Origin of the sequence: Streptomyces viridochromogenes (assembly GCF_001270495.1) — a bacterium.
GTDB lineage: Bacteria > Actinomycetota > Actinomycetes > Streptomycetales > Streptomycetaceae > Streptomyces > Streptomyces viridochromogenes_A.
In genome coordinates this window covers 51380-76861 of the sequence record NZ_LGUR01000210.1, presented here as the reverse complement: position 1 = coordinate 76861, position 25482 = coordinate 51380, and the positions used below count along the sequence as shown (strand labels likewise).

Genomic DNA, 25482 nt, shown 5'->3' with positions numbered 1-25482 from the left:
CCTTTTGCCCCCGGGGGGGGCCGGTTTTTCCCCGGCCCCGCCCCCCCCACCTCCGCCACCCCCCACCGCATTCACCCCGCCCCCCCCGGCACCCCCGTCCCCTTCACCGCCCACCAGACTCACCGGGCGATACGCGTGCGAAGGAGCCCGCGATGAGCGACATGATCACCGCGGACCTGGTCGATCTCGACCTGTCCGCCGACACCAAGGAAGCGGCGGCGCGTGCCCTCGCCGAGCGCATGGTGGCCCTGGGCCGGGTGACCGACCTGGACGGCTTCCTCGCCGACGTGGCCGCGCGCGAAGCACAGATGCCCACCGGCCTCGACGGCGGCATCGGCATCCCGCACTGCCGCAGCGAGCACGTCACCGAGCCGACGCTCGCCTTCGGGCGCAGCGCCGCCGGCATCGACTTCGGCGCGGCGGACGGTCCCGCCGACCTGATCTTCCTCATCGCCGCCCCGGCGGGCGCGGACGACGCCCACCTGACGATCCTGTCGTCGCTGGCCCGCCAGCTGATGAACGCCGAGTTCACGGACGCGCTGCGGTCGGCGGGCGACGCGGCGTCCGCGGCGGCGCTGATCCGGGGCGAGGAGCCCCCGGCGGCCGATGCGGCTGTCGCCGATTCCGAAAACTCCGTGGCGTCGTCGGTGGCGGCCTCCGCCGACGCCGCCACGGGCACCACCACCCCCGCCGAGAGCGCCCCCGCCGACACCTCCGGCGGCCGCCCCTTCCGTATCGTCGCCGTCACCTCCTGCCCGACCGGCATCGCCCACACCTACATGGCGGCCGAGTCACTGGAGAACGCGGGCCGCGAGGCGGGCGTCGAACTCGTCGTCGAGACGCAGGGCTCGGCCGGCTTCACCCGGCTCGACCCGGCCGTCATCGCGGCGGCGGACGGCGTGATCTTCGCCCACGACGTGGCCGTACGGGAGAAGGACCGGTTCGCCGGGAAGCCCACCATCGACGTCGGCGTGAAGGCGGGCATCAACCGCCCGGCCGAACTCATCGCCGAGGTCCGTGGCAAGGCGGAGCGCGGCGAGGTCACCGCCGCCGCCCGGCCCGGCGCCGGCACCCCGGTGGACCGGGCGGGCGAGCCCGGCGAGGGCTACGGCACCAAGCTGCGCAAGTGGCTGATGTCCGGCGTGAGTTACATGGTCCCGTTCGTCGCGGCCGGCGGTCTGCTGATCGCCCTCGGCTTCGCGATCGGCGGCTACCAGATCAACGAGGCCAAGTCGGTCACCGAGCACTTCGACTGGGGCCAGGTGGACAGCTGGGGGGCGCTGCTGTTCCAGATCGGCGCGGCGGCCTTCGGCTTCCTCGTCCCGGTCCTCGCCGGTTACATCGCCTACGGCATGGCCGACCGGCCGGGACTCGTGCCCGGCTTCGTCGGTGGCGCGATCTCCGTGACGATCGGCGCCGGGTTCCTCGGCGGTCTGGTCGCTGGCCTGATCGCCGGTGGTGTGGTCCTGGGCATCCAGCGGATCAACATCCCGCCGGTGCTGCGCGGCATCATGCCGGTGGTGGTGATCCCGCTGGTCTCCTCGGCGGTCGTCGGCTTCCTGATGTTCGTGGTGATCGGCAAGCCGATCTCCGAGGCGCAGAAGGGCCTGACCGACTGGCTGAACAGCCTTTCCGGCACCAACGCCATCCTGCTCGGCGTCCTGCTCGGCCTGATGATGTGCTTCGACCTCGGCGGCCCGGTCAACAAGGTGGCCTACACCTTCGCGACGGCCGGCATCTCGGTCGCGGCACCCAGCGACTCCGCCATGAAGATCATGGCCGCCGTGATGGCGGCCGGCATGGTCCCGCCGCTGGGCATGGCCCTCGCGACCTTCCTCCGCAAGAAGCTGTTCACCACGGCCGAGCGCGAGAACGGCAAGGCCGCCGTGGTCCTGGGCGCCTCCTTCATCTCCGAGGGCGCGATCCCGTTCGCCGCGGCCGACCCGCTGCGCGTCATCCCCGCCTCCATGGCGGGCGGCGCGGTCACCGGTGCGCTGACCATGGCGTTCGGTTCGACCCTGCGCGCCCCGCACGGCGGCATCTGGGTCACCTTCCTGATCGGCAAGCCGTGGCTGTACCTGCTGGCCATCGGTGCCGGCACGGCGGTGACGGCCGGCCTGGTCATCCTCCTGAAGGGCATGCGCAAGAAGGCCCCGGAGGGCGCCCCGGTCACCGGATCCCCGGCGGCCACGGCCGCGGAGGCGAAGCAGCCGGTGGCGGCGTAAGCCCGCCACCGGGAAAGCCTCCAGCTTGTCCCTTTGGGGCGCGGTGAGTTGTTCACGGCACCTGCGAGATACGTCACGGTCCGGGCCCAAAGGCCCGGACCGTGGTGTCTACTGGAGCGCATGCCTGAGCACGTCTCGATCCTCCAGCTGCTGGGCCCGATCGTCCTCGCCCTGGCGGCCGTGCTGTGGGTGACGGGGCTGGCCCGCATCCTGCGCCGCACCCGCCCCGGTGCCCTGCCCCGGCGCCAGGACCAGGCACTCTCCGGGCTCCCGCCCCAGCGGCAGACCGCCCCCGACCGGGAGGCCGTCGAACTCTCCCCGGCGGAACGAGACGCCTTCGCGGGCCTGGTACGACAGCTCGGCAACGGCCGCTGAACAGCCGGCCGGCGTTACGAGACCTGCGCCGCCCGCCGCTCCATCGCCTGGCGCGCCGCGTCCTCACTGACGTACACCTCGCACATGTGCCGCCCGTCGGGCGTCGCCGTGTGCTCGACCTCCCAGAGGGAGATCTCCTTGCCGTCGCGCAGCAGGAAGGCGTGCTCGTAGAGGGAGAAGCACAGCCCGGCGCGCGCCGCACGGCAAGGGCGCCCGAAGGCCTGCGTGATCTGGTGCGCGCAGGCCGTGGCCAGCAGTGCCGCCGTCTCCGTGTCCGGCCGGTCGGTGTTCTCCGCGCGGCGCAGCAGCCGGCGCGCGTGGTCCGCCGAGTCGTCCGGCACATACGCGTGCCGGGGCGTGGGAATCGGCGACAGCTGCACCGTCACCGGCAGTTCGAAGTCGGGTGCGTCCGGCGGCAGCGGCAGTCGCGCGGTCGCGGCACGCAGCTCCTCCTCGTCGGCGTACACCTCGTGCTGTGGATCGCGGCCCCGCGCGGTGTTGTGGACGAGCTCCCACAGCGTGAGCGCCGAACCGTCGGCGAGCAGCCAGGTGTGCCGGTACGTCTCCCGGTGCAGCCCCGCGCTGTGGTGCGCGGAGTGCAGCGAGCTGTCATGAGCCAGCGCGCAGTCGAGCCGCCGAATCGTCTCGTCGGGCAGCTCGAAGGAGTTCAGGGCGCGGCCGAGGAGTCGCGCGAGGTGCTCCTCCGGAGACTCGGGCGACTCGGGTGGTTCGTACGCTGCCGTCTCGTACGGAACGCTCAAGGTTTCTCCCGGCGTTGCTGCATGTCACCTTGTGGGTGCATACCGTAGCCCCTCGGTCGGACATCATGTCCGGGAACCGAGAAAACGTACGTCCGGTAAAACGCGCGGACCGCGCGAGAAGTTCCCGCGCGGCCCGACAAACTGTCAAGAATCCCTGCTCGGACGGTACTTGAGTGGGTACCTCGGGTGGCTCAGGCGGCGCTGCCCGCGACCCACTCGCTCCACGACATGTTCCAGCCGTTGAGCCCGTTGTCCGGCGTCACGTTCTTGTCGGGGGAGTTCTTGACGATCACCACGTCGCCGAGGATCGAGCTGTCGTAGAACCACTTGGAGGGCGTGTCGCCCTGTCCGCCCCGCACGTCCTGAAGGCCGACGCAGCCGTGGCTGGTGCCCTGGCGGCCGAAGGGCGGGTTGCCCTTGTTGTACCAGTAGTTGCCGTGCAGGAAGGTCCCCGACTGTGTCAGCCGCATCGCGTTCGGCACGTCCTTGATGTCGTACGCGTCGGCGAGGTTGACCGTGCGGCTGTCCATGCGCAGCTTCTTGTACTTCTCGGAGATCACCATCTGCCCGTTGTAGGTGGAGAACTCCGAGCTGCCCGCCGAGATCGGCACGGACTTGATCGTCTTGCCGTCGCGCTCGACCGTCATCGTCTGCGTGTCGACGTCGACGGTGGACACCTGGGAGCGGCCGACGGTGAAGGTGACCGTCTTCTTCTGCACCCCGTGGACGCCGTTCGCGCCCTCGACGCCGTCCAGGTCGATCTTCATCGTGACCTTGGAGCCGGCCTTCCAGTACTCCTCGGGCCGGAAGTCGAGCCGCTGCGCCCCGAACCAGTGCCCGACCACCTTCTGGCCACTGCTGGAGGTGACCTCGATGTGCGACTGCACGGCCTTCTTGTCGCTGATCGCCTTGTCGAAGTTGAACGAGACCGGCATGCCGACGCCGACCGTGGTGCCGCCGTCGGGCGTGTACGTGCCGATGAAGCTGTCGGCCGCCGAGATCGTGGTGAAGCTGGAGTCCGCCGAGGCGGTGCGCCCGTCCCCGTCCTGCGCGGTGGCCGATATCTGGTACTTCGTCCCGCGCTCCAGCTGCTCCTTCGGCTTCCAGCTGGCTCCGTCGGCGGCCAGGGAGCCCGGCACGGCCTGCCCGCTCTTCGCCACCGTCATCTTCACGTCGGTCAGCTTGCCGTCACTGACCCGCACGCCGGTCGTGTTGATCGACGCACTGGTTGAGCCGTCCTTCGCCGAGATCGCGATCCTGGCGGCGGAGGTACTGGATGATCCCTGGCCGCCCTTCCCGTCCTCGTGGTCGGCGTTGGCGCTCCCACCGCAGGCGGTGAGCGTCAGAGCGCCGATCATCAGGGCGGCACAGGCCCCCAGTGCCCGGCGCGCTGCTATGTCCGGCGTTGTCACGATCAGCTCCATCTTCATGCGATCTGCGGGATCCGTTCCGTTCCACGGTGGAAGAGGCCACCGTCCCCGGACCGGGTTCCCAACGTGCGCCGTGAACGCCATCACGTGACACAACCGCGACAAACACCTTTGGCGGAGCGGGCGCACCACAACCGGTCAGCGCTTCCCGTACGGCTCCCCGGACGGCTCCGCGTACAACTCCCCGTACGAGGGCCACGCTCCACCCGGCCCGTCCACCGACTCGGCCGCGCGCACGGCACGCACGATCGCGCGCGTCACCGCGTCCGCGCCGGCCGCGAGAAGCCCGTTCAGTGCGAGGGGGTTCCCGGCGTCGAGCGGGCGCGCACCCGTGGCCAGCGCGAACACGGTGTCCCCGTCGTTGAGCAGATGCACCGGCCGCACGGCACGCGCGATGCCGTCATGGGCCGTACCGGCCAGCTTCTGTGCCTGTGCCTTCGACAGCTCCGCGTCGGTGGCGACCACCGCGAGCGTGGTGTTCAGCGGGGGCAGCGGGTTCTTCGCGGCGCTCTCGGCGAGCCGCCGACGTGCGGCCTCCTGCACGCGCGGCTCGGGATAGTCCACCCGTCCCTGGAACAACTCCCCGTACAGCACACCCGTTTCCGGATCCACCGCCGATCCCGACGCGTTGGCCACGACCAGGGCGCCCACCGTGATCCCCGAGTCCAGGACGGTGCTCGCGGTGCCGATACCGCCCTTCATCGGCCCGACCGTCGCCCCGGTGCCCCCGCCCACGCAGCCCTCCGGCACGGCCGCTCCCACCTCGCTCGCCGCGGCAGCCTCGACCGCGGCCCGCCCGGTGGCCGCGTCCGGCCGCGCCCGGAAGTCGCCGCCCCGCCCGAGGTCGAAGACGCAGGCCGCGGGCACCACCGGCACGACATGCGCCGGATCCACCCCGACCCGCACCCCACGGTGCCGTTCCTCCAGCCAGGCCATCACCCCGGACGCCGCGTCGAGCCCGTACGCGCTGCCCCCGGTCAGCACGATCGCCTCGACCTTCTGCACGACGTTGCGCGGATCGAGGGCGTCCGTCTCCTTGGTGCCAGGACCGCCGCCGCGTACGTCCACGGCGGCGACGGCCCCGCCCTCGGGCGCGAGGACGACCGTGGTGCCGGTGAGCCAACCGTCGCCGGTGCGCGTCGCGTGCCCCACCCGCAGCCCGGCGACATCTGTCAGAGCGTCAACTGTCATGAGCCCAGTGTCGTGCAGCCCCGACGCTGTCCCACAAGACCGTTACAGCGACGGCGGCGTGTCCTGCGTCAGCCGACCGGTGCCGCCTGCTCCCTGCTCACCCGGCCCGCCCTGCGTGCCGTCAGCGTTTCCCCGGTCGCCACCGCCCCGGCCGATACGAGACCGGCCGCCAGCACCGCCCAGTCGCCCAGGAAGGTGCAGCAGATCACCAGCAGGGCCGTGGTCGGCAGCACCAGCTGCTGGGCGATGCCCACCTTGAAGTAACGCGAGTGCAGCGCCCAGACGGTGAGCAGGTAGAGCGCCGTGGGCAGGGTCACCGCCGCCGACGCGGCCAGCGTTGAAATGTGCGCCTTCCCGACGGCCTGCTCGACCGCCACCTCCAGACCGGCGCCGATCGCGGCCGCCGCGGCGAAGACCACGTAGTGGCCGTAGCCCCACAGGAACGCCTGCTTGTTGGAGCGCAGATGGCCGTGGATCGGCACCACGAAGTAGATCCACCAGGCGGCGAAGATGATCAGCAGTCCGCCCGCGGCGATCGGCAGCAGATCGCCCAACGCGTCGTTCTCGTCGATGCCGGCCTTCACGGCCACCGTGGCCGCGGCGATGGTCTCGCCGAGCACGATGATCGTGAACAGCCCGTACCGCTCGGCGATATGACGCGGATGCCAGGAGGTGGGGTGGTCCCTCTCCGCGTACGGAGGCACACACATCTCCAGGATCGCCATCACCAGGAACACCCAGGGCCTGGCGTCCTCGGGCAGCACCACCAGGCCCACCCAGCCGATCTGACACAGCAGCACACCGCCGGCGTACCGCAGGGCCATCGTCCGTTCCGGGCCCTCACTCGACCTGGCCACGCGCAGCCACTGCGTCACGAGGGCGAGCCGCATGATCACATAGCCCAGCAGTACCGCCAGGTACTCGTGCTCCTCGAACGCCCGGGAGACCCCGGCCGCCAGGACCAGCACCCCGGCGATCTGGATCAGGGTGACGACCCGGTAGAGGATGTCGTCGTTGTCGTAGGCCGAGGCGAACCACGTGAAGTTCATCCAGGCCCACCAGATGGCGAAGAACACCATCGCGTAGCTGAGGATCCCCTCGCCCGCGTGCCCCTCTGCGACGGCGTGCACCAGTTGCACGCCCGCCTGGGCGATGGCCACGACGAAACACAGGTCGAAGAAGAGCTCCAGCGGAGTGGCGGCCCGGTGCGCCTCACCACGGCCCCGTGCCGTGAGCCGGCGCAGGGGGCGGCGGTGTCCGGGCGGGCCGGGGAAGTCCGGCGCGGGTGTCGAACTGGACGTCATGGGGTCAAGCACAGCAGATGGAGCGTGGAATTTCTTGCGAAGGGATCACGAGCGCGCAAGGGTCCCGACCGCCGCCCGGTGCGTCGCCGCCGTGAGGTCCGCCGCAGCGCGGGCCGTACTCTGGACGCATGAGCACCGCCCCCGCCTCTGACCCCGAGCCGCGCGAGCCGAAGGCCGCGCTGATCTTCGACGACCCGCTGGACCAGCAGTCCTCGGACGACACCGATCGTGGCTGGGGCGAGCGGCCGCGCACCGACGGCGACAGCGCGGCCGATCTGAAGCGCTTCCTCGACGAGAAGCCGCCCCACCACCTCTGAGCCGTTACTGCTGGTTGTGCCCCGAGCCGCGCTGGGCCACCAGCGCGTCGCGGATCTCCTTGAGGACCTCCAGCTCGGTCACCTCGATGACCTCCTGCGTCCCCTCCTTCGCCTTGCGACGGGCCTCCACGCGGGCCAGGTACTTCGCCATGGGCAGGACCATCAGGAAGTAGACGACGGCCGCGGTGATCACGAAGCTGAGGGCCGCGCCGAGGACGGAGCCCCACAGGATCCGAATGCCCTGCTCGCCTTCGCACGTCGAGCTCAGGCACGAGCTGTAGTGATCGAGGTTCTTGGTGCCGATCGCTCCGACCAGCGGGTTGATGATCCCCTTCACCACCGCGTTCACGATGTTGGTGAACGCGGCGCCGATGACCACCGCGACCGCCAGATCGACGACGTTCCCGCGCATCAGGAAGGCCTTGAAGCCGTCCCAGATGCCCGGATCCTTCTTCTCGCTCACCGCGGAGCCTCTCCTCGCATGCGCAGGTTGTGGAACGAACAGCTCCGCAACCTACGTCAGGGCTGGGCCATTCTGTCCAATCACTCCACCTGAACGAGCGACTTGACAGGGCGATAAGCACCATGTGCACGACATGTGCCACCCGGCTCAGCACATCGTCACCGCGAGCCGTGCCGTAGCGCTCGCGCCCGCGAGACGCGTCGCGGTGGAACGCGGCACCGACAGCACGACCAGCGCCCCGCTCTCGGTCGCGGTGTCCAGAGGCTCGGATGCCTCCGGCATTACCGGAACCTTCGACACCCGTGCCCCGCGCGCGACCACCTGGGCGTCCCCGCCCCTCGCGCTCTCCTCCGCGGCGATCACATCGACCCGGTCACCGGGCCGCAGCAGTCGCACGGTCGCTCCGTCGGCGATCCGCACCGGCGCGGACACCCTCTCGACGGCCCGATGGCGCACCGGCTCCGCCACCGGACGCCCGCGTGCCCGGTCGGCCTCCTGCGGACCCGCCGCCACGAGCGCGGCGGCGGTGACGGCGAGCCCCGCCGCCACGGCCCGCCTGCGGTGCCGTAGGAGCCTGTGCAGCTGATACCCCCCGCCGCGCACCCGTACGGGTGCGAAGTGCGGCACCTCGCACGTGGCCGGAGCGTCCGCTCCCAGGGGGAGCGGAGCGACGGGAGAGGAGACGAAAGGAGAAGGAGAAGGGGAAGGGGACGGGGGAGGGGAAGGGCGGGAGGACGGGGACGACCACGGAGCAACGGACATGAGGACCACCACCTGCGACGACGGAACGGCTTGCGAAGCCACGATGAGGCATCGCGCCGCCGCCCGTCGGGGCCCGTGGACTACCGACCGGTTGTGGAAAACTCCCCCACCCGAACGAGAAGTTCCGCTGCTCCGCCGCCCTCGGCAAGCCGCTCTCAGCAGGCCGCTCTCAGCAAGCGCCCCCTACGGCAGCTCGAACCCCGGGTCCATCCCGCCCAGCGCCGTGGCGCACAGGCAGTCCCTCTCCTCGTTCGCGGGCAGCGCGGCCACCGCGTCGAACAGCACGCCCCGCAGCCGGTCCACGTTCGCGGAGAACACCCGCAGCACCTCGTCGTGCGAGACGCCCTCGCCGGTCTCGGCGCCCGCGTCCAGGTCGGTGACCAGCGTCAACGACGTGTAGCAGAGTTCGAGTTCACGGGCGAGCGTCGCCTCGGGGTGGCCGGTCATGCCCACCACCGACCAGCCCTGAGCCTGGTGCCAATACGATTCGGCACGAGTCGAGAAGCGGGGCCCCTCGATCACGACCAGCGTGCCGCCGTCCACCGGCTCCCAGTCCCGTCCCCGTGCCGCCTTCAGCGCGGCCGCGCGGCCGGTGGGGCAGTAGGGGTCGGCCAGGGAGACGTGCACCACGTTCGGCACGGTGCCGTCGGGCAGCGGCAGCCCGTCGAAGTACGTCCCCACCCGGGACTTCGTACGGTCGACCAGCTGGTCCGGCACGAGCAGAGTGCCCGGCCCGTACTCGGGGCGCAGGCCGCCGACCGCGCACGGCCCGAGGATCTGGCGGGCGCCGAGCGAGCGCAGCGCCCAGAGGTTGGCCCGGTAGTTGATCCTGTGCGGCGGCAGATGATGGCCGCGTCCGTGCCGGGGCAGGAAGGCGACCCGCCGGCCGGCGATCTCGCCGAGGAAGAGGGAGTCGCTGGGCGGCCCGTACGGGGTGTCCACCTGTATCTCGGTCACGTCGTCGAGGAACGAGTAGAAGCCGGAGCCACCGATCACGCCGAGTTCGACGTTCGCCTTGTTCACCATGCCCGCACCCTAACCGCACCCGGAAACGCCGAGGACCCCGTCGCCGGAGGGCGACAGGGTCCCGTAAGAAGTGCGTCCTACGTGCCCGCAGGAAGTGCTTACGCGGCGGAGCTGCTGGAGGACGAGCCCGCGCTCGACGACTTCGAGTCCGAGGACGACGAAGAGGACGCCGTCGAGGAGGAAGAGGACGAGTCCGACGAGGAGGACGTCGACGACTTCGACGACGACGCCGGCGAGCTGCTCGACGAGGAGCCGCGGCTGTCGTTGCGGTAGAAGCCGGAGCCCTTGAAGACGATGCCGACCGCGGAGAACACCTTCTTGAGGCGGCCCTGGCAGCTGGGGCACTCGGTCAGGGCGTCGTCGGTGAACTTCTGCACCGCTTCGAGACCCTCGCCGCACTTGGTGCACTGGTACTGATAGGTGGGCACTGTCTTCCTCCTGGCACTCTCACTCGATGAGTGCTAACGACGGTCAAGTGTGACGTATTCCAGCCGCTCAGTCCACTGCCACCGGCACGCGGTGACCGACGCCACGTGCGACGGTCCGTCCCCGGGGCCGGGCCAGCAGGCGCGAACGCAGCGCGACCAGGGTCGCCAGGGCGAGCAGCGTCCCGCCCATCGGCACCAGGAATCCGGCGCCGCCCCAGAGGCGGTCCTCCAGCTGTCCGGCGACGGTGACCGCGGCGGCCTGCCCGAGCGCGACCGCGCCCGTGAGCCAGGTGAAGGCCTCGGTGCGGGCCCCGGCCGGGACCAGGCTCTCGACCAGGGTGTAGCCGGTGATCAGCGCGGGCGCGATGCACATGCCGACCAGCAGGCCCAGGCCCGCCAGCACGAGCACCGAGTGCGCGGCCCAGAGGCCGGACGCGGCGAGCGCGAGGGCGGCGTACCCGACGAGCAGACGGCGCTGCGGTGCCACCTTCCACGCGATGGCGCCGCAGACGATGCCGGAGAGCATGTTGCCCGCGGCGAAGGTGCCGTACAGGACGCCGTTCAGGCCGGGCTCGCCGATCGACTCGGTGAACGCGGCCAGCGAGACCTGCATGCCGCCGAAGACGGAACCGATGCCCAGGAAGGTCACGATCAGCACGCGCACGCCGGGGATGCGCAGCGCTGAGGTGTGCTCCACGCGTGCATGCCCGTCGACGGCGACCGACGGCTGGGTGCTCTTCTGGGCGGCGAACAGCAGACCGCCCAGCAGTGTGAGCGCGGCCTCCGTGACCAGGCCGGCGGCCGGGTCGACGGCGGTGCACAGGGCGGTGGCCAGCAGCGGGCCGAGGACGAAGGTCAGCTCGTCGGTGACCGACTCGAAGGCCGCCGCCGTCGTCATCAGGGGCGAGCCCTGGAGCTTCACACCCCAGCGGGCCCGCACCATGGGCCCGACCTGCGGCACCGAGGCGCCGGCCGGCACGGCCGCCACGAAGAGCGCCCACAGGGGCGCGTCGGACAGGGCGAGCGCCGTCAGCGTCAGGCCGGACAGCGTGTGCACCAGGACACCGGGCAGGAGGACGGCGCGCTGTCCGTAGCGGTCGGCGAGGCGGCCGCTGTAGGGCGCGAACAGCGCCATGGAGACACCGGTGACGGCCGCGACGGCACCCGCCGCACCGTATGAGCCGGTGGTGTGCTGCACGAGCAGCACGATGGAGATGGTCAGCATCGCGAATGGCTGGCGCGCGGCGAAGCCGGGGAGGAGGAACGTCCAGGCGCCGCGGGTGCGCAGCAGCTGTCCGTATCCCGGGCGGGAGGAGGCCGGCGAGTCCTTCGACGGCTCGGTGGTGACCGTGGATGCCACGGCCCGTGCCTTTCTGCCGCCTGGTAGCGCGGCCCCGGCGGGTGGGGGGCGGCGCCGAGAGCTGTCCTGTCGCGCGGAACTGCGGTAGATGCCGGCGCCCACTGAGTAGGACCTGCCGGCCGCCATACGGTCGCGCCAGCTCTGCGTCAGGCAGAGTTGGTTCGATCTGGGGTTACGCCTGCATAGTACAGGGGACTGAGCCCCCTGACCTTGTGAAAATGAGCACTGCGGGCGTTCCACCTGCGATCAGGATGCCCCCTTCGTCCCCAGCCACCCGGCCAGCTTGCCCCCGGCCCCCACGGCGCGCAGCCGGCGCTCGGCGGCGTCCCGTACCGGATCCGTGGCGACCACGAGCAGTTCGTCCCCGCGTCGCAGCACCGTCGTGGGCAGCGGAACGAACGATTTTCCGTCGCGGACGACGAGGGTGACGGCGGACCCGGCGGGCAGCCGCAGCTCGTTGACCTCGACGCCGTGCATCTTCGAGCCCTCGGGGATCGCGAAGGACAGCAGGTGTCCGCGCAGCCGCTCCAGGGGCGCCGACTCGATGCCGAGGTCGGCGGGCTCGGGTTCCCCGCCGAGCCGCAGCTTGCGGGCGAACCACGGCAGGGTCGGCCCCTGGACCAGCGTGTAGACCACGACCAGGACGAAGACGATGTTGAAGATGCGACGGCTGTCCTCGACGCCGCCCACCATGGGGATGGTGGCCAGGATGATGGGCACGGCGCCGCGCAGCCCGGCCCAGGACATCAGGGCCTGCTCCCGCCAGGGGACGCCGAACGGCACCAGGCACAGGACGACGCTCAGCGGGCGGGCCACCATGGTCAGCACCAGCCCGATGAGGAGCGCGGGCAGGATGTCGTCGCCCAGCTCGTGCGGGGTGACCAGGAGGCCGAGCAGGACGAACATGCCGATCTGGGCGATCCAGCCGACCCCGTCGGCGAACCCGCGCGTGGCGGGCCAGTGCGGCAGCTTGGCGTTGCCCATGACCATCGAGGCGAGATACACGGCCAGGAAGCCGCTGCCGTGCGCCATCGCGCCGGCCGCGTACGCGGTGACGGCGATGGCCATGACGGCGATCGGATAGAGGCCGGAGGCGGGCAGCGCCACATGCCTCAGCCCCCAGGAGCCCAGCCAGCCCACCGCGAGCCCGATGGCCGCGCCGATGGCCAGCTCCAGCGTTATCTCGGCCAGCAGCACGTAGGAGTGCTCGATCGGGCCGTGCGTGGAGAAGGCGACCACCAGGATGACGACGGGGGCGTCGTTGAAGCCGGACTCGGCCTCCAGGGTGCCGGTCACGCGCGAGGGGAGGGGAATCCTCCGGAGCACCGAGAAGACCGCGGCCGCGTCGGTCGAGGAGACGACCGCCCCGATGATCAGCGCCTGCCGCCACTCCAGCCCGACCAGGTAGTGCGCGGCCGCCGCCGTGACCCCGACGCTCACCGTGACCCCGAGCAGCGCCAGCGCGGTGGCGGACGGAAGGGCCGGCTTGATCTCCTTCCACTTCGTGCCCAGGCCGCCCTCGGCCAGGATCACGACGAGCGCCGCGTACCCGATGACCTGGGTCAGCTCGGCGTCGTCGAAGCGGATGCCGCCGATGCCGTCCTGGCCCATGAGGACGCCGATGCCCAGGTATACGAGCAGGCTGGGGAGCCCGCTGCGCGAGGAGATCCGGACCGCGGCGACCGCGACGAGCAGGACGAGCGAGCAGACGAGCAGGAGCTGGTTGAGGTCGTGGACAGTCAGCGGCCGTTCCCTTCCCTGGCCCACGCGCACGCGCGCGTGGGCTCACGTACATAGGACACGAAGTGGCGGCTCTCCGCACCCAACTACTTCGTTACCTTACCTAACTCTTGACGATTTCTTGACACTCGGGCAGGCATGATCGAACGTCCGTCCGTGCTGGTTCCCTACTCCGCGTCAAGTTGGACCGGGCCCTGCGCCTATGGTTGCTCCAGCACTCCAGGACCGCCTGCCGCTCGCGTTAGGACAGCAAGGACAGCGATGCCCCCCAACACCACCGCCTCCACGGGTCAGCAGCCCGGCAAGTCCGGCAGGAAGAAGGGGCGCAGAGCCCGCCTGCTCGTCCTCGTGCTGGTGCTGGCCCTCGTGGGCGGCGTCACCGGCGGGGCATTCTGGTCCATCAGCACCGTCCGGGCCTCCTTCCCGCAGACCAAGGGATCACTCACGCTCCCCGGCCTGTCCGGGCCCGTCGACGTGAAGCGCGACGACTACGGCATCCCGCAGATCTACGCCTCCACCGACGCGGACCTGTTCATGGCGCAGGGCTACGTCCAGGCGCAGGACCGGTTCTACGAGATGGACGTGCGCCGTCACATGACCTCCGGGCGTCTGTCGGAGATGTTCGGCGAGAGCCAGGTCGACAACGACGAGTTCCTGCGCACCCTGGGCTGGGACCGCGTCGCCAAGGAGGAGTACGACAAGACGCTGTCCGCCTCCACCAAGAAGTACCTCCAGGCGTACGCCCAGGGCGTCAACGCCTACCTGGACGGCAAGGACAACAAGGACATCTCCCTGGAGTACGCGGCGCTCGGGTTCGCCAACGACTACAAGCCGCGGAAGTGGACCCCGGTCGACTCGCTCGCCTGGCTGAAGGCGATGGCCTGGGACCTGCGCGGCAACATGCAGGACGAGATCGACCGCGCCCTGATGACCAGCCGCCTCGGCCCCAAGCAGATCCAGGACCTGTACCCGGACTACCCGTACGGCCGGAACAAGACGATCGTCCAGACCGGCCAGTACGACGACATCACCAAGACGTTCCAGGGGAGCGGCTCCACGTCCTCCGCGGGCTCGTCCGGCACCGGAACCGCGGGCACGGGCTCCAGCTCGGGCACCAGCGGCCTGCAGAGCCAGCTGTCGGGCCTCCAGGACGTCCTGGACGACCTCCCCACGGCCGTCGGCGTGAACGGCAACGGCATCGGCTCCAACTCCTGGGTGGTCGCCGGGAAGTACACCATCACCGGCAAGCCACTGCTGGCCAACGACCCGCACCTGTCGGCCTCGCTGCCCTCCGTCTGGTACCAGATGGGCCTGCACTGCCGCTCGGTCTCCAGCAAGTGCCAGTACGACGTCAGCGGCTACACCTTCGCGGGCATGCCCGGCGTGATCATCGGCCACAACCAGAACATCGCCTGGGGCATGACCAACTCCGGCGTCGACGTCACCGACCTCTACCTGGAGAAGCTCTCCGGCGACGGCTACCTGTACGACGGCAAGACGGTGCCCTTCGTCACCCGCGAGGAGACCATCAACGTCGCCGGCGGCGAACCCAAGGAGATCGTGGTCCGGGAGACCAAGGACGGGATGCCGCTGCTGTCCGACCGCAGCTCCGAGCTGGTGAAGGTCGGCAAGAAGGCCACCGTCGACACCGCCGCCCCCGACCGCGGCGACGGCTACGGCATCGCGCTGCGCTGGACCGCGCTCGAGCCCGGCACCTCCATGGACGCCGTCTTCGCCATGGACAGAGCGGCGAACTGGAGCGACTTCCGCGGCGCGGCCGCCCTGTTCGACGTGCCCTCGCAGAACCTGATCTACGCCGACACCAAGGACAACATCGGCTACACGCTGCCCGGAAGGATCCCCACGCGCGCGAAGGGCTTCGACGGCTCCGTGCCCGCGCCGGGCTGGGACGCCAGGTCCCGCTGGACCGGCTACATCGACCAGGACGAGCTGCCGTACGAGTACGACCCGGACCGCGGCTACATCGTCACCGCCAACCAGGCCGTGGTCGACAGGACCAAGTACCCGTACACCCTCACCACGGACTGGGGCTACGGCGCCCGCAGCCAGCGCATCACCGACCTGATCCAGTCGAAGATCGACGACGGCGGCAAGATCTCCACCGACGACATGCGCCAGATGCAGCTCGACAACAGCAGCGAGATCGCCAAGCTGCTGGTGCCCAAGCTGCTGAAGATCGACATCTCCGACAAGGACGTGCGGGACGCGGCCGACGTCCGGGACGCGCAGGAGCTCCTGGAGGGCTGGGACTACACCCAGGACGCCGACTCGGCGGCGGCCGCCTACTTCAACTCGGTCTGGCGCAACATCCTCAAGCTGGCCTTCGGCAACAAGCTGCCCAAGGAGCTGCGGGTCAAGGGCCAGTGCCTGCTGGTCGACCCGGTCAACACCACGGGGCCCGTGGACGGGACCGAGGAGGTGCGCGAGTGCGGCGAGCGCGACGCCGACCAGGCGCAGCCCGACGGCGGCGACCGCTGGTTCGAGGTGGTCCGCAACCTCATGGACGACGAGGACAGCGACTGGTGGACGACGCCGAAGTCGGGCAACCGCAAGGGAGCTCACCACAACCGCGACGACCTGTTCAGGCGCGCCATGGTCGACGCCCGCTGGGAGCTGACCGCCAAGCTCGGCAAGGACATCGACACCTGGAGCTGGGGCCGGCTGCACCGCCTGTTCCTGAAGAACCAGACCCTCGGCACCGAGGGCCCCGGTTTCCTCCAGTACATCCTCAACCGCGGCCCCTGGAAGCTCAGCGGCGGCGAGGCCACGGTCAACGCCTCCGGCTGGAACGCCGCCGGCGGCTACGGAGTCGTCTGGGTGCCGTCGATGCGGATGGTGGTCAACCTCAGCGACCTCGACAAGTCGAAGTGGATCAACCTCACCGGCGCCTCCGGGCACGCCTACAACGCCCACTACACCGACCAGACCGACAAGTGGGCCGACGGCGAACTGCTCGACTGGTCCTTCTCGGACGATGCGGTCGACGACAGCACCAGCGACACCCTGGTGCTCAGGCCGTGAGCCGCTGACGGTCGTAGGACCGAAAGGGCCCTCCACGCGCGCGTGGAGGGCCCTTTCGCGCCGGGGACGGCTCAGGGCTCCCCGAAGCGGCGCACCCCCGACGGCGTCACCACCGCGTGCACCGGACGGTCGTGCGGCTCCTCGGGGACGCGCTCGACGACCTCGGAGTCGTAGAGCAGCACCACGAGCGAGGGCCGGGCGCCCGCGCGTTCCAGGCGGGCGAGGACGCGGTCGTACGACCCGCCGCCGCGCCCCAGCCGCATCCCGCGCGCGTCGACCGCCAGACCCGGCAGCAGCACCACGTCGGCGTCGGTCACGGCGTCCGGGCCGAGGCGCTCGCCGGCGGGCTCGAAGAGGGCCATCCTGCCGCCGTGTTGGACGCGGGCGAGCGAGTCCTCCCCGAAGTAGGCGCCCCAGTCGAGGTCGTTGTCGGGCAGGAGGGCGGGGAGCAGGACCCGCACACCCCGCGCGCGCAGCGCGTCGAGCAGCGCGAGGGTGCCGGGTTCACTCCCCACGGAGACGTACGCCGCCACCACGCGCGCGTGTGCCAGCTCGGGCAGCTCCAGTGCTCGCGCGGCCAACGCGGTGGCCGAAACCCGCACGTCATCCGCCGTCAACCTGCCTCTCACCGTGAGGATCTCTCGCCGCAACACCCGCTTGTCAGGCTCGGCCGGACGTCCGAAGTGACTCATAGGTTGCTCCCGTACCCTTCCCAATGTGCTCATAAGAGAGCCAAATAACCGGAGCCTCAGATTCCCTACTAAGGCACCGGATAGGGTGGCGGGCATGACTCAGTCCCACCCTCGGATCAGCAAGGCTGTCATCCCCGCAGCGGGTCTCGGCACCCGCTTCCTGCCGGCCACCAAAGCCACTCCCAAGGAGATGCTGCCGGTCGTCGACAAGCCGGCGATCCAGTACGTGGTCGAAGAGGCCGTGTCCGCGGGCCTCGACGACGTCCTCATGATCACGGGCCGCAACAAGCGCCCCCTGGAGGACCACTTCGACCGCAACTACGAGCTGGAATCGGCCCTGCAGAAGAAGGGCGACGCCGGCCGGCTCGCGAAGGTGCAGGAGTCCAGCGACCTGGCGACCATGCACTACGTCCGCCAGGGCGACCCCAAGGGCCTCGGCCACGCCGTCCTGTGCGCGGCCCCCCACGTGGGCCACGAGCCCTTCGCCGTCCTCCTCGGCGACGACCTGATCGACCCGCGTGACCCGCTGCTCAAGCGGATGGTCGAGGTGCAGGAGCAGCACGGCGGCAGCGTCATCGCGCTGATGGAGGTCGCGCCCGAGCAGATCCACCTCTACGGTTGTGCGGCCGTGGACCCCACCGACGACAGCGACGTGGTCAAGGTGCACGACCTCGTCGAGAAGCCGGCCGCGGCGGACGCCCCGTCCAACTACGCCATCATCGGCCGCTATGTCCTCGACCCGCACATCTTCGACATACTGCGCAAGACCGAGCCGGGTCGCGGCGGTGAGATCCAGCTCACCGACGCCCTCCAGCAGCTCTCGCAGGACGAGAAGGTCGGCGGTCCGGTGCACGGTGTCGTCTTCAAGGGCCGCCGCTATGACACCGGCGACCGTGGCGACTACCTGCGTGCCATTGTCAGACTCGCATGCGAACGTGAAGACCTGGGCCCGGACTTCCGGACCTGGCTTCGCAGTTACGTAGCCGAGGAGATGTAGCGAGTTGAGCACCGCCGCGCCCCGCCCCGCCGGCCAGGACCACCTCTGGTCGGTGGACGAACACCTGGAGGACATCCTCGCGACCGTCCGCCCCCTCGAACCCATCGAGCTGCAACTGCTCGACGCCCAGGGCTGTGTCCTGGTCGACGACGTCACGGTGCCGGTCTCCCTGCCGCCGTTCGACAACAGCTCCATGGACGGGTACGCGGTGCGGGTCGCGGATGTCGCGGGCGCGAGCGAGGAGTTCCCCGCCGTCCTGGAGGTCGTCGGGGACGTCGCGGCGGGCCAGGCCGACCTGCTTCACGTGGGTCCCGGCCAGGCCGCCCGCATCATGACCGGCGCCCCGCTGCCGCCCGGCGCCGAGACCGTCGTCCCGGTGGAGTGGACCGACGGCGGCCTCGGCGAGGGCCCGGTCACCGGGATGCGCGCCCGCAGCCTGGCCCCCGAGGGCGCTCAGGGCCAGGTGCACGTCCACCGGCCGGCCGAGGCACGCGCGCACGTCCGCGCGAAGGGCAGCGACGTGAAGTCCGGCGACCGCGCCCTCGAAGCCGGTACGGTCCTCGGCCCGCCGCAGATCGCGCTGCTCGCCGCGATCGGCCGCGGCACGGTACGCGTACACCCGCGCCCGCGGGTCGTCGTGATGTCCACCGGCAGCGAACTCGTCCAGCCCGACGAGCAGCTGTCCGGCGGCCAGATCTACGACTCCAACAGCTTCGCCCTCACCGCGGCCGCGCGGGACGCCGGCGCCATCGCCTACCGCGTGGGCGCCGTCGCCGACGACGCCGAGACGCTCCGCTCCACCATCGAGGACCAGCTCGTCCGCGCCGACCTCATGGTCACCACCGGCGGCGTGAGCGTCGGGGCGTACGACGTGGTCAAGGAGGCCCTGTCGCACGTCGGCGACGAGGACGAGGCCGGCAGCGGCATCGACTTCCGCAAGCTCGCCATGCAGCCGGGCAAGCCCCAGGGCTTCGGCTCCATCGGCCCCGACCACACCCCGCTGCTCGCGCTCCCGGGCAACCCGGTGTCGTCGTACGTCTCCTTCGAGATGTTCGTGCGCCCCGCGATCCGCAGGCTGATGGGCCTGGAGGACGTCCACCGGCCGAAGGCGACCGCGACCCTGACCGCGGACAAGGCGCTGACCTCGCCCAAGGGGCGCCGGCAGTTCCTGCGCGGGACGTACGCCGACGGCGCGGTGCGGCCGGTCGGCGGTGCCGGATCCCATCTGATCGCCGCCCTCGCGCACGCGGACGCGCTGATCGTCGTCCCCGAGGACGTGGAGAGCGTGGAGCCCGGCACCGAGGTCGAGGTGGTCCTGCTCGGCTGAGAGGGCCTGGTTGGCGGTACCGTGTCGCGCACAGCAGGCCCGTGCGCCGCACCGCGGCGGGCCCGGACCGGGAGCGCCACACCAGCATGAGCATGCAGGACCCACCCACCCAGGATCACCTCACGCACATCGACGAAGCGGGCGCGGCCCGCATGGTCGACGTCTCCGAGAAGGACGTGACCGCGCGCACCGCCCGCGCCAGTGGCCGCGTCCTCGTCGCGCCCCGCGTGGTCGAGCTGCTGCGCGGCGAGGGGGTCCCCAAGGGTGACGCCCTCGCCACCGCGCGGATCGCCGGGATCATGGGCGCCAAACGAACCCCCGACCTGATCCCGCTCTGTCACCCCTTGTCGGTGTCGGGTGTGAAACTGGAGCTGTCGGTCGCGGACGACGCCGTGGAGATCGCGGCCACCGTGAAGACCACGGACCGCACGGGCGTCGAGATGGAGGCCCTCACCGCGGTCTCCGTCGCCGCGCTCACCGTGATCGACATGGTGAAGGCGGTCGACAAGGGAGCGGTCATCACGGACGTACGGGTCGAGGAGAAGACGGGCGGCAAGTCGGGCGACTGGAGCCGGGCATGACGTATCGCGCTCTTGTGGTCACCGCCTCCAACCGGGCTGCCGCCGGGGTCTACGAGGACAAGGGCGGTCCGCTGATCGCCCAGGGTCTGCAGGGCTTCGGCTTCGACGTCGAGGGGCCGCAGGTCGTGCCCGACGGCGATCCGGTCCTGGCCGCCCTGCGCGCCGGTGTCGACGCCGGGTACGACGTCATCGTCACCACCGGCGGCACCGGCATCTCGCCCACCGACCGCACACCGGAGGCGACCCGTGCCGTCCTCGATTTCGAGGTGCCGGGCATTCCCGAGGCGATCAGGGCGTTCGGACGGGAGAAGGTGCCCACGGCGGCACTGTCCCGGGGGCTGGCCGGAGTCGCCGGGCGCACGCTGATCGTCAATCTGCCCGGTTCCAGCGGCGGGGTGAAGGACGGACTGGCCGTCCTGGAACCCCTCCTGGTCCACGCCGTCGACCAGATCCGCGGCGGCGACCACCCCAGACCCAGCAGTGGGGGTGTGAGCTGAACAGCCCATCCTGGCCCGTCGTGCTGAGGGACGGCGATGTCGTCCTGAGGCCGATAAAGATGCGCGACCAACGGGCCTGGCGCGAGGTCAACCGGCGCAACCGGGACTGGCTGCGGCCCTGGGAGGCGACCATTCCGCCGCCCACGCCCAGCGGGCCGATCGCGCACCGGCCGACCTACCGCCAGATGGTCCGGCATCTGCGGTCCGAGGCGAACTCGGGCCGGATGCTGCCGTTCGTCATCGAGTACCAGGGGCGGCTGGTCGGGCAGTTGACGGTCGCCGGGATCACCTGGGGCTCGATGTGCTCGGGGCACGTCGGCTACTGGGTGGACGAGGCGGTGGCGGGCCGCGGGGTGATGCCGACGGCCGTGGCGCTGGTCGTGGACCACTGTTTCCGCGGCGTCGGGCTGCACCGCATCGAGGTCTGCATTCGCCCCGAGAACCGGCCCAGCCGCCGAGTCGTGGAGAAACTCGGATTCCGCGAGGAGGGGCTGCGTCCGCGATATCTCCACATCGACGGGGCCTGGCGGGACCATCTCGTCTTCGCGCTCACGGCGGAAGAGGTCCCGGAAGGGTTGCTGGGCCGCTGGCATCGGGCACGCTCGCAGAAGACCGCGTCGAACCAGCAGGACACCGAGCAGGACCGTCGGCAGAACACCCGGCAGAACCCCCAGGGGGAATCCCGCGTAGCTCGAAGACCTCCCGGTAATTGAATAAGTGTTCGAAATTGATCGCCGGATGACCGCCTCAGGGCATTAAATTCGCGCCCTCGGTGGGCTGCTGATCGCATCGGTCACAAAAAAAGTTCGAAATATCAGCCAGATCGTGCGACACACCGGCTCAATTGGCGGATGGCCTCACGGAAACCCCTCTACCGTGTGAGGCGTGAGCAGCAGCGGCCTCATCTACGCAGTCATTGTCGGGGCCTGGGCCGCCTACTTGGTGCCGATGTGGCTCCGTAGGCAGGACGAGCTGAACGAGGCCCGTCCGACGGAACGCTTCAGCACAGCCATCCGGTTGCTGTCCGGACGGGCGGGGATGGAGCGCCGATACGCCAAGGACCTGCGCGCGCGCTCCGCCGAAGAGGGGGAGCTCAGCGCCGATGACCCGGGCGACGTCACCGAGTCGGTGGACGTCCGGGCCTTCGCCATGCCTCCGACCCGTCCGCAGACCCAGGCACCGGTCCCGGCACAGGCATCAGCGCGCCCGGAGCCGGCCCGCGAGTCCGGGCGGGAGCAGGCGGGCAAGCCGGCTTCCGAACACGGTTCCCGGCCTGCCCCCGAACACGGTTCGCGGCAGGCACCCGAACGCGCGGGCGCCCCCTCGGCCGAGACGGGCTCCGGCCCGGCGGCCAAGGCACGCAAACGGGTGCCCGCCGCGCGGCGAGCACCCTCGGACGAGGCGGCAGCAGCACGCGCCCGGCGCCTGAAGGTGCTCGCGCGCCGTCGCCGCACCACCGTGATGCTCTTCCTCGCCTTCACCCTCGGCGCGATCGTCGCCGCGGTCGGCGGGCTCGCGTTCCTGTGGGCGCCCGGCGTTCCCGCCGTGCTGCTCAGCGGGTACATCGCGTACCTGCGGTCCCAGGAGCGCCGTCGCTTCGCCTACCAGATGGACCGGCAGCAGGCCGAGGCCGCCGCGCAGCGGCTTCGCGAGCATGCGCGCCAGTCCCGTCGGCGCGGCACCACCGACCCCGGTACGGGCCTCGACGAGCCCGACGAGGGGCCCGAACCAGGCACCGACCCCGGACTGTCCGCCCTCGCCGCCGACCGGCGTGCCCTCGTCGAGCAGACCGACCACGCGGAGTGGGTCGACCAGCAGCGCGAGCGGCAGCGCAGGCCCGGACACGGGGACAGCTGGGACCCGGTGCCGGTGCCGCTGCCGACGTATGTGACCGCGCCGGTCGCGCCACGGGCCACCCCCGACGTGGACCTCGGCGCGCCGGACGCGTGGAGCTCGGCACGGTCGGGCACCGTCGGCCGGGACCGGGACCGGGAGGCGGGCGCCGACGCCGCGGACGGTTCCGCGCGGGGCGCGGAGTCGGGGGATACGGTGCCCGACGAGGAGAGGGCCGAGGGCGGCGGTCGTAGCGACGCCCGCCGGGCCGCCTCCGCCCGCCGGGCACGTGAGCGGGGCCGTACGCCGCTGTTCGACCAGTACGAGGACGGCGAGCGGCCGCGAGCCGCCAACGAGTAGCGGCCGTCGGCCGGGCGGGGAACGGATTTCCAAGCAGGCCGATCGGGGTGCTAAAGTTTCACTCGTTGCAAGGGCCTGTGGCGCAGTCCGGTAGCGCACCTCGTTCGCATCGAGGGGGCCAGGGGTTCAAATCCCCTCAGGTCCACCGCAACAACTCTCCAGGGAAACCTGGGAGTTGAGAGATCCCGTCCGATCGGTTGATCGGGCGGGATCTTTGCTGTGCCCGAGTGTCGGCATCGCGAGGGGGAGCGTGGGGAAGGTCGACGCAGAGTTATCGGCGAGGCATACGGCCCCGCTGCGGAGCGCGGCCTTCCGACGGTTCGTGCTGGCCCATCTCGTCTCCGCCACCGGGTCCGCCATGGCGCCCCTCGCACTCGCCTACTCCGTGATCGGGGAGGGCGGCGGAGCCGGGGACCTCGGGCTGGTGCTGGCCACGAACACCGTGCCGACGGTGCTGTTCCTGCTCGTCGGCGGAGTGCTCGCGGACCGGATGTCCCGGAGCCGGATGCTCTTCCTCGGCAATCTGCTGGCGGCCGTCGCCCAGGGGGCGCTCGCTGTGATCGTCGTCACGGGAGACGCGTCGACGACCTCGATCGCGGTCTGCGGTTTCGTCTCCGGGACCGCGGTGGCCCTCACCGTGCCCGCCGCGCAGGGCGCCGTGGTCCAGATCGTCCCCGTGGAGCAGTTGCAACAAGCCAACGCCCTGCTCAGGCTGCCCGGCAACGCGGTCAAGGTGCTCGGGCCGGCCGTGGGCGGAGTCGTCGTCGCGGTCAGCGGCCCGGCCTGGGCGCTCGCCTGGGACGCGCTCAGCTTCGCCGTCGCCGCCTTCCTGCTGGTCGGACTGCGCCTGGACACGCCCGTCACCGTCACCAGCGCGCTCGGCGACCTACGGGACGGGTGGGCAGGATTCTGGTCGCGGACGTGGCTGTGGACCTATACGGCTGCCGGGACCGTCCTCGTCGCCGCATGGCTGGCCGGGTTCCAGTTGCTGGGACCCGTCGTCGCGGCGGACGAATACGCGGGAGCGCGTGACTGGGGGCTCGTGCAGGCCGCGTTCGCGGCAGGGCTGCTGGCCGGGACCGTGGTGTGCCTGCGCTGGCGGCCGTACCGGCTGATGGTCGTGGCCGTCGCGGCCGGTGCGCCGCTCGCCGGCCCCTGCTCGCCCTTGGAGCGGGACTGCCGCTGCCCTGGGTGCTGTTGGCGGCGCTGGTCGCGGGGATCGGGCTCGACGTGGCGATCGTCGCGTGGGCCACCGCCTTCCAACAGCATGTGCCACCAGGCGAGTTGGGGCGGATGAGCGCCTTCAACAGCGTCGGCGAGCGGCTGGCCGTTCCGCTCGGCTATCTGCTCACCGCCCTCGCGGTCGGCACCTGGGACAACCGGATGGTCCTGGTGGCGTGCGCCGGTCTCGTCGTCGCCTCCGCCGTGCTCAATCTCTGTGTGCGGGACGTGTATCGCATCAACCGGCGGGTGACGGCTGATGCGGGCGATGGCTGACCTCGGTCGTCCGCGTCACAGCGCCTTGGCGAAACAGAGGCTCAGCTCGTGGAAGCGGTAGTAGCCGAACTTCTCGCACGGCTCGTACCCGCTGGACGTGTACAGCGCCACCGCCTCCGGCTGCTTGGCCCCGGTCTCCAGCACCATGCGCCTGCGGCCCGCGTCCCGCGCGTCCTCCTCCAGCGCGGCCAGGATGCGGCGCGCCAGGCCCTGCCCGCGCATCTGCTCGATGACATACATCCGCTTGAGCTCGGCGTCCCCGTCCGCGTAGCCCTCGTCGTTCTCGTCCTGGGCGCGCCAGCCCCCGGAGGCGACGGGGGTGCCGAGCGCGTCGTACGCGATCAGGTACAGGCCGTTCGGCGGCCTGAAGTCCGTCACGTCCAGCTGTGTGGCGTCGCCCCCGTCGCCGTAGCGGACGCCGTATTCGGCCTGGACCTGGTCACTGAGCTTGACGGCGTCGGGGTGGTCGAAGGCGACCCGGCGTATGTCCATGCCGAACACCGTATATCAGTTCAATTTCGCCGGATTCCAGAACCGGACATGGTCCAGGGGCAGGCATGGGTGCCGTGCCGTGTGCCGCGTGGGAGGGCGGGCGCAGGGCTGGAGGAGACGACGTTCCCCAGCCCGGGGCTTCCGGACGGGGGAACGTCCATGCGCGGCAGTGGCTCTGAAGGGTAGAGCGGCCCCGCTGATTTGATTCCTGCTTTGAGCGAGAACCGTTCGAAAACGGCCCTTTAGTTTTGGCTGTTCCGGACGGAGGGCTTGCTGACTTTGTTTATCAGTAGGACGTAGGCGCCGCCCAGAACGAATGTGGCCACGTATTGAGCCCATTCGGTGCCGGTGAGTAGTTTGTTCGCTCCGACAAGTACGGCGGCCCAGGCGAGCGTGACAAGAATCTTGGCCGTCATTGGTGCGCTCCTAGTTTTACGCGAAGGACGACAGGCAGGCCGCCGCCCCTGCGACGACGACCTTTCCGGCGATGTCCTCGGCCGCGTCCTTGCTGATGAACTTGCCGACGACCAACGCGGCTGCCCCGCCGATCGCGGCCTTGACCAGGCAGTTCTTGACGATCTTGGTCATCTTGTTGTTGTGCAGAAGCGAGGCGCAGGCGGTCTTGCTGTGGTAGACGGTGCACAGCGACCGCTGTTCTTCGATCGGGTCAACCATGATGTGAGCCGTCGGAGCCTTGGCGACAGGCTGCGACTCGGTGGCGGCTGACGCGGTGCCCGAACCCATTATGAGGGCGCCGCTGAGAAGGGCGGCGGACAGCGTGC

Annotated in this window: 23 protein-coding genes, 1 tRNA gene and 1 pseudogene; 12 read left to right on the top strand and 13 right to left on the bottom strand. The window is 70.6% G+C overall.

Translation table 11 applies throughout. The annotated features are described in order from the left end of the window. The first annotated feature begins 152 nt into the window (after positions 1–152). Together ADK36_RS27370 and ADK36_RS27365 are read left to right on the top strand one after the other, a co-directional pair. On the top strand, positions 153–2225 hold the full coding sequence (locus ADK36_RS27370) for a PTS fructose transporter subunit IIABC (RefSeq protein WP_048584749.1): 2073 nt from the start codon (positions 153–155) through the stop codon (positions 2223–2225). Between the two features lie 120 nt (positions 2226–2345). Further along, positions 2346–2600, top strand: coding sequence for a hypothetical protein (locus ADK36_RS27365; protein ID WP_048584748.1), 255 nt, complete (start codon positions 2346–2348; stop codon positions 2598–2600). 14 nt (positions 2601–2614) lie between these two features. Here the strand turns inward: ADK36_RS27365 and ADK36_RS27360 are convergent, their stop codons facing one another. From ADK36_RS27360 to ADK36_RS27345, 4 genes are all read right to left on the bottom strand, one after another. Next, entirely contained in the window at positions 2615–3361 is a 747-nt protein-coding gene (locus ADK36_RS27360) for a DUF6227 family protein (RefSeq protein WP_048584747.1), read from the bottom strand. Positions 3362–3552: 191 nt separating this feature from the next. Beyond that, complete coding sequence (locus tag ADK36_RS27355; protein ID WP_053199416.1) at positions 3553–4773, bottom strand: L,D-transpeptidase; 1221 nt, start codon at positions 4771–4773, stop codon at positions 3553–3555. A gap of 156 nt (positions 4774–4929) precedes the next feature. Next, positions 4930–5982, bottom strand: coding sequence for a P1 family peptidase (locus tag ADK36_RS27350; RefSeq protein ID WP_048584746.1), 1053 nt, complete (start codon positions 5980–5982; stop codon positions 4930–4932). A 68-nt stretch (positions 5983–6050) separates the two neighbouring features. Beyond that, a complete protein-coding gene (locus ADK36_RS27345) occupies positions 6051–7286 on the bottom strand; it encodes a low temperature requirement protein A (protein ID WP_053199411.1) in 1236 nt (411 codons plus the stop codon). Positions 7287–7414: 128 nt separating this feature from the next. Between ADK36_RS27345 and ADK36_RS27340 the strand changes: the two genes are divergently transcribed. Continuing rightward, complete coding sequence (locus ADK36_RS27340; RefSeq protein WP_048584744.1) at positions 7415–7603, top strand: hypothetical protein; 189 nt, start codon at positions 7415–7417, stop codon at positions 7601–7603. A gap of 4 nt (positions 7604–7607) precedes the next feature. Here the strand turns inward: ADK36_RS27340 and mscL are convergent, their stop codons facing one another. The 6 genes from mscL to ADK36_RS27310 form a co-directional block, all read right to left on the bottom strand. After that, on the bottom strand, positions 7608–8066 hold the full coding sequence (mscL, locus tag ADK36_RS27335; protein ID WP_048584743.1) for a large conductance mechanosensitive channel protein MscL: 459 nt from the start codon (positions 8064–8066) through the stop codon (positions 7608–7610). A gap of 147 nt (positions 8067–8213) precedes the next feature. After that, the gene (locus ADK36_RS27330; RefSeq protein ID WP_078916527.1) at positions 8214–8693 is read right to left on the bottom strand and encodes an RcpC/CpaB family pilus assembly protein; all 480 of its coding nucleotides are present in this window, start codon (positions 8691–8693) and stop codon (positions 8214–8216) included. A gap of 318 nt (positions 8694–9011) precedes the next feature. Beyond that, positions 9012–9854 carry an S-methyl-5'-thioadenosine phosphorylase gene (locus tag ADK36_RS27325; RefSeq protein WP_048584742.1) on the bottom strand — a complete coding sequence of 281 codons (843 nt, stop codon included), beginning with the start codon at positions 9852–9854 and terminating at the stop codon, positions 9012–9014. 98 nt (positions 9855–9952) lie between these two features. Next, positions 9953–10282, bottom strand: a complete 330-nt coding sequence (locus ADK36_RS46735; RefSeq protein WP_078916526.1) for an FmdB family zinc ribbon protein — start codon at positions 10280–10282, stop codon at positions 9953–9955. Positions 10283–10349: 67 nt separating this feature from the next. Continuing rightward, positions 10350–11642 carry an MFS transporter gene (locus ADK36_RS27315; RefSeq protein WP_053199409.1) on the bottom strand — a complete coding sequence of 431 codons (1293 nt, stop codon included), beginning with the start codon at positions 11640–11642 and terminating at the stop codon, positions 10350–10352. Positions 11643–11888: 246 nt separating this feature from the next. After that, a complete protein-coding gene (locus tag ADK36_RS27310) occupies positions 11889–13415 on the bottom strand; it encodes a potassium/proton antiporter (RefSeq protein ID WP_048584739.1) in 1527 nt (508 codons plus the stop codon). 228 nt (positions 13416–13643) lie between these two features. On the opposite strand from ADK36_RS27310, the gene ADK36_RS27305 reads away from it, so the two are divergent. Next, positions 13644–16424, top strand: coding sequence for a penicillin acylase family protein (locus tag ADK36_RS27305; RefSeq protein ID WP_048584738.1), 2781 nt, complete (start codon positions 13644–13646; stop codon positions 16422–16424). Positions 16425–16495: 71 nt separating this feature from the next. On the opposite strand, the gene ADK36_RS27300 is transcribed toward ADK36_RS27305, so the two are convergent. Then, entirely contained in the window at positions 16496–17116 is a 621-nt protein-coding gene (locus ADK36_RS27300) for a 5-formyltetrahydrofolate cyclo-ligase (protein ID WP_048584737.1), read from the bottom strand. A 94-nt stretch (positions 17117–17210) separates the two neighbouring features. On the opposite strand from ADK36_RS27300, the gene galU reads away from it, so the two are divergent. From galU to ADK36_RS27260, 8 genes and pseudogenes are all read left to right on the top strand, one after another. Next, positions 17211–18113 (top strand): UTP--glucose-1-phosphate uridylyltransferase GalU, encoded by a 903-nt coding sequence (galU, locus tag ADK36_RS27295; protein WP_048584758.1) that lies wholly within the window; start codon positions 17211–17213, stop codon positions 18111–18113. A 4-nt stretch (positions 18114–18117) separates the two neighbouring features. Continuing rightward, entirely contained in the window at positions 18118–19440 is a 1323-nt protein-coding gene (gene glp / locus ADK36_RS27290) for a gephyrin-like molybdotransferase Glp (RefSeq protein ID WP_048584736.1), read from the top strand. A gap of 86 nt (positions 19441–19526) precedes the next feature. Beyond that, on the top strand, positions 19527–20021 hold the full coding sequence (gene moaC, locus ADK36_RS27285; protein ID WP_048584735.1) for a cyclic pyranopterin monophosphate synthase MoaC: 495 nt from the start codon (positions 19527–19529) through the stop codon (positions 20019–20021). Continuing rightward, complete coding sequence (locus ADK36_RS27280; RefSeq protein WP_048584734.1) at positions 20018–20518, top strand: MogA/MoaB family molybdenum cofactor biosynthesis protein; 501 nt, start codon at positions 20018–20020, stop codon at positions 20516–20518. Before moaC ends, ADK36_RS27280 begins: the two co-directional genes overlap by 4 nt. Positions 20519–20538: 20 nt before the next feature. After that, entirely contained in the window at positions 20539–21231 is a 693-nt protein-coding gene (locus ADK36_RS27275; protein ID WP_078916525.1) for a GNAT family N-acetyltransferase, read from the top strand. 172 nt (positions 21232–21403) lie between these two features. Further along, positions 21404–22711: a gephyrin-like molybdotransferase receptor GlpR gene (gene glpR, locus ADK36_RS27270; RefSeq protein ID WP_053199407.1), complete on the top strand. Its 1308-nt coding sequence runs from the start codon at positions 21404–21406 to the stop codon at positions 22709–22711. Positions 22712–22782: 71 nt separating this feature from the next. Beyond that, positions 22783–22856: transfer RNA gene (locus ADK36_RS27265), tRNA-Ala, on the top strand. A 105-nt stretch (positions 22857–22961) separates the two neighbouring features. Further along, positions 22962–24208: pseudogene (locus tag ADK36_RS27260) on the top strand (MFS transporter). Between the two features lie 15 nt (positions 24209–24223). Here the strand turns inward: ADK36_RS27260 and ADK36_RS27255 are convergent. Together ADK36_RS27255 and ADK36_RS27250 are read right to left on the bottom strand one after the other, a co-directional pair. Next, a complete protein-coding gene (locus ADK36_RS27255; protein WP_048584756.1) occupies positions 24224–24700 on the bottom strand; it encodes a GNAT family N-acetyltransferase in 477 nt (158 codons plus the stop codon). Positions 24701–25132: 432 nt separating this feature from the next. After that, entirely contained in the window at positions 25133–25375 is a 243-nt protein-coding gene (locus tag ADK36_RS27250) for a hypothetical protein (RefSeq protein WP_159029264.1), read from the bottom strand. Between the last annotated feature and the right edge of the window lie 107 nt (positions 25376–25482).

Bases quoted from the DNA above. Each gene is read 5' to 3' on its own strand.
- ADK36_RS27370 (WP_048584749.1), top strand. From the start codon at position 153: ATGAGCGACATGATCACCGCGGACCTGGTCGATCTCGACCTGTCCGCC.
- ADK36_RS27365 (WP_048584748.1), top strand. From the start codon at position 2,346: ATGCCTGAGCACGTCTCGATCCTCCAGCTGCTGGGCCCGATCGTCCTC.
- ADK36_RS27350 (WP_048584746.1), bottom strand. From the start codon at position 5,982: ATGACAGTTGACGCTCTGACAGATGTCGCCGGGCTGCGGGTGGGGCAC.
- ADK36_RS27345 (WP_053199411.1), bottom strand. From the start codon at position 7,286: ATGACGTCCAGTTCGACACCCGCGCCGGACTTCCCCGGCCCGCCCGGA.
- ADK36_RS27340 (WP_048584744.1), top strand. From the start codon at position 7,415: ATGAGCACCGCCCCCGCCTCTGACCCCGAGCCGCGCGAGCCGAAGGCC.
- ADK36_RS27325 (WP_048584742.1), bottom strand. From the start codon at position 9,854: ATGGTGAACAAGGCGAACGTCGAACTCGGCGTGATCGGTGGCTCCGGC.
- ADK36_RS27305 (WP_048584738.1), top strand. From the start codon at position 13,644: ATGCCCCCCAACACCACCGCCTCCACGGGTCAGCAGCCCGGCAAGTCC.
- ADK36_RS27300 (WP_048584737.1), bottom strand. From the start codon at position 17,116: ATGAGTCACTTCGGACGTCCGGCCGAGCCTGACAAGCGGGTGTTGCGG.
- galU (WP_048584758.1), top strand. From the start codon at position 17,211: ATGACTCAGTCCCACCCTCGGATCAGCAAGGCTGTCATCCCCGCAGCG.
- moaC (WP_048584735.1), top strand. From the start codon at position 19,527: ATGAGCATGCAGGACCCACCCACCCAGGATCACCTCACGCACATCGAC.
- ADK36_RS27280 (WP_048584734.1), top strand. From the start codon at position 20,018: ATGACGTATCGCGCTCTTGTGGTCACCGCCTCCAACCGGGCTGCCGCC.
- ADK36_RS27255 (WP_048584756.1), bottom strand. From the start codon at position 24,700: ATGGACATACGCCGGGTCGCCTTCGACCACCCCGACGCCGTCAAGCTC.
- ADK36_RS27250 (WP_159029264.1), bottom strand. From the start codon at position 25,375: ATGGTTGACCCGATCGAAGAACAGCGGTCGCTGTGCACCGTCTACCAC.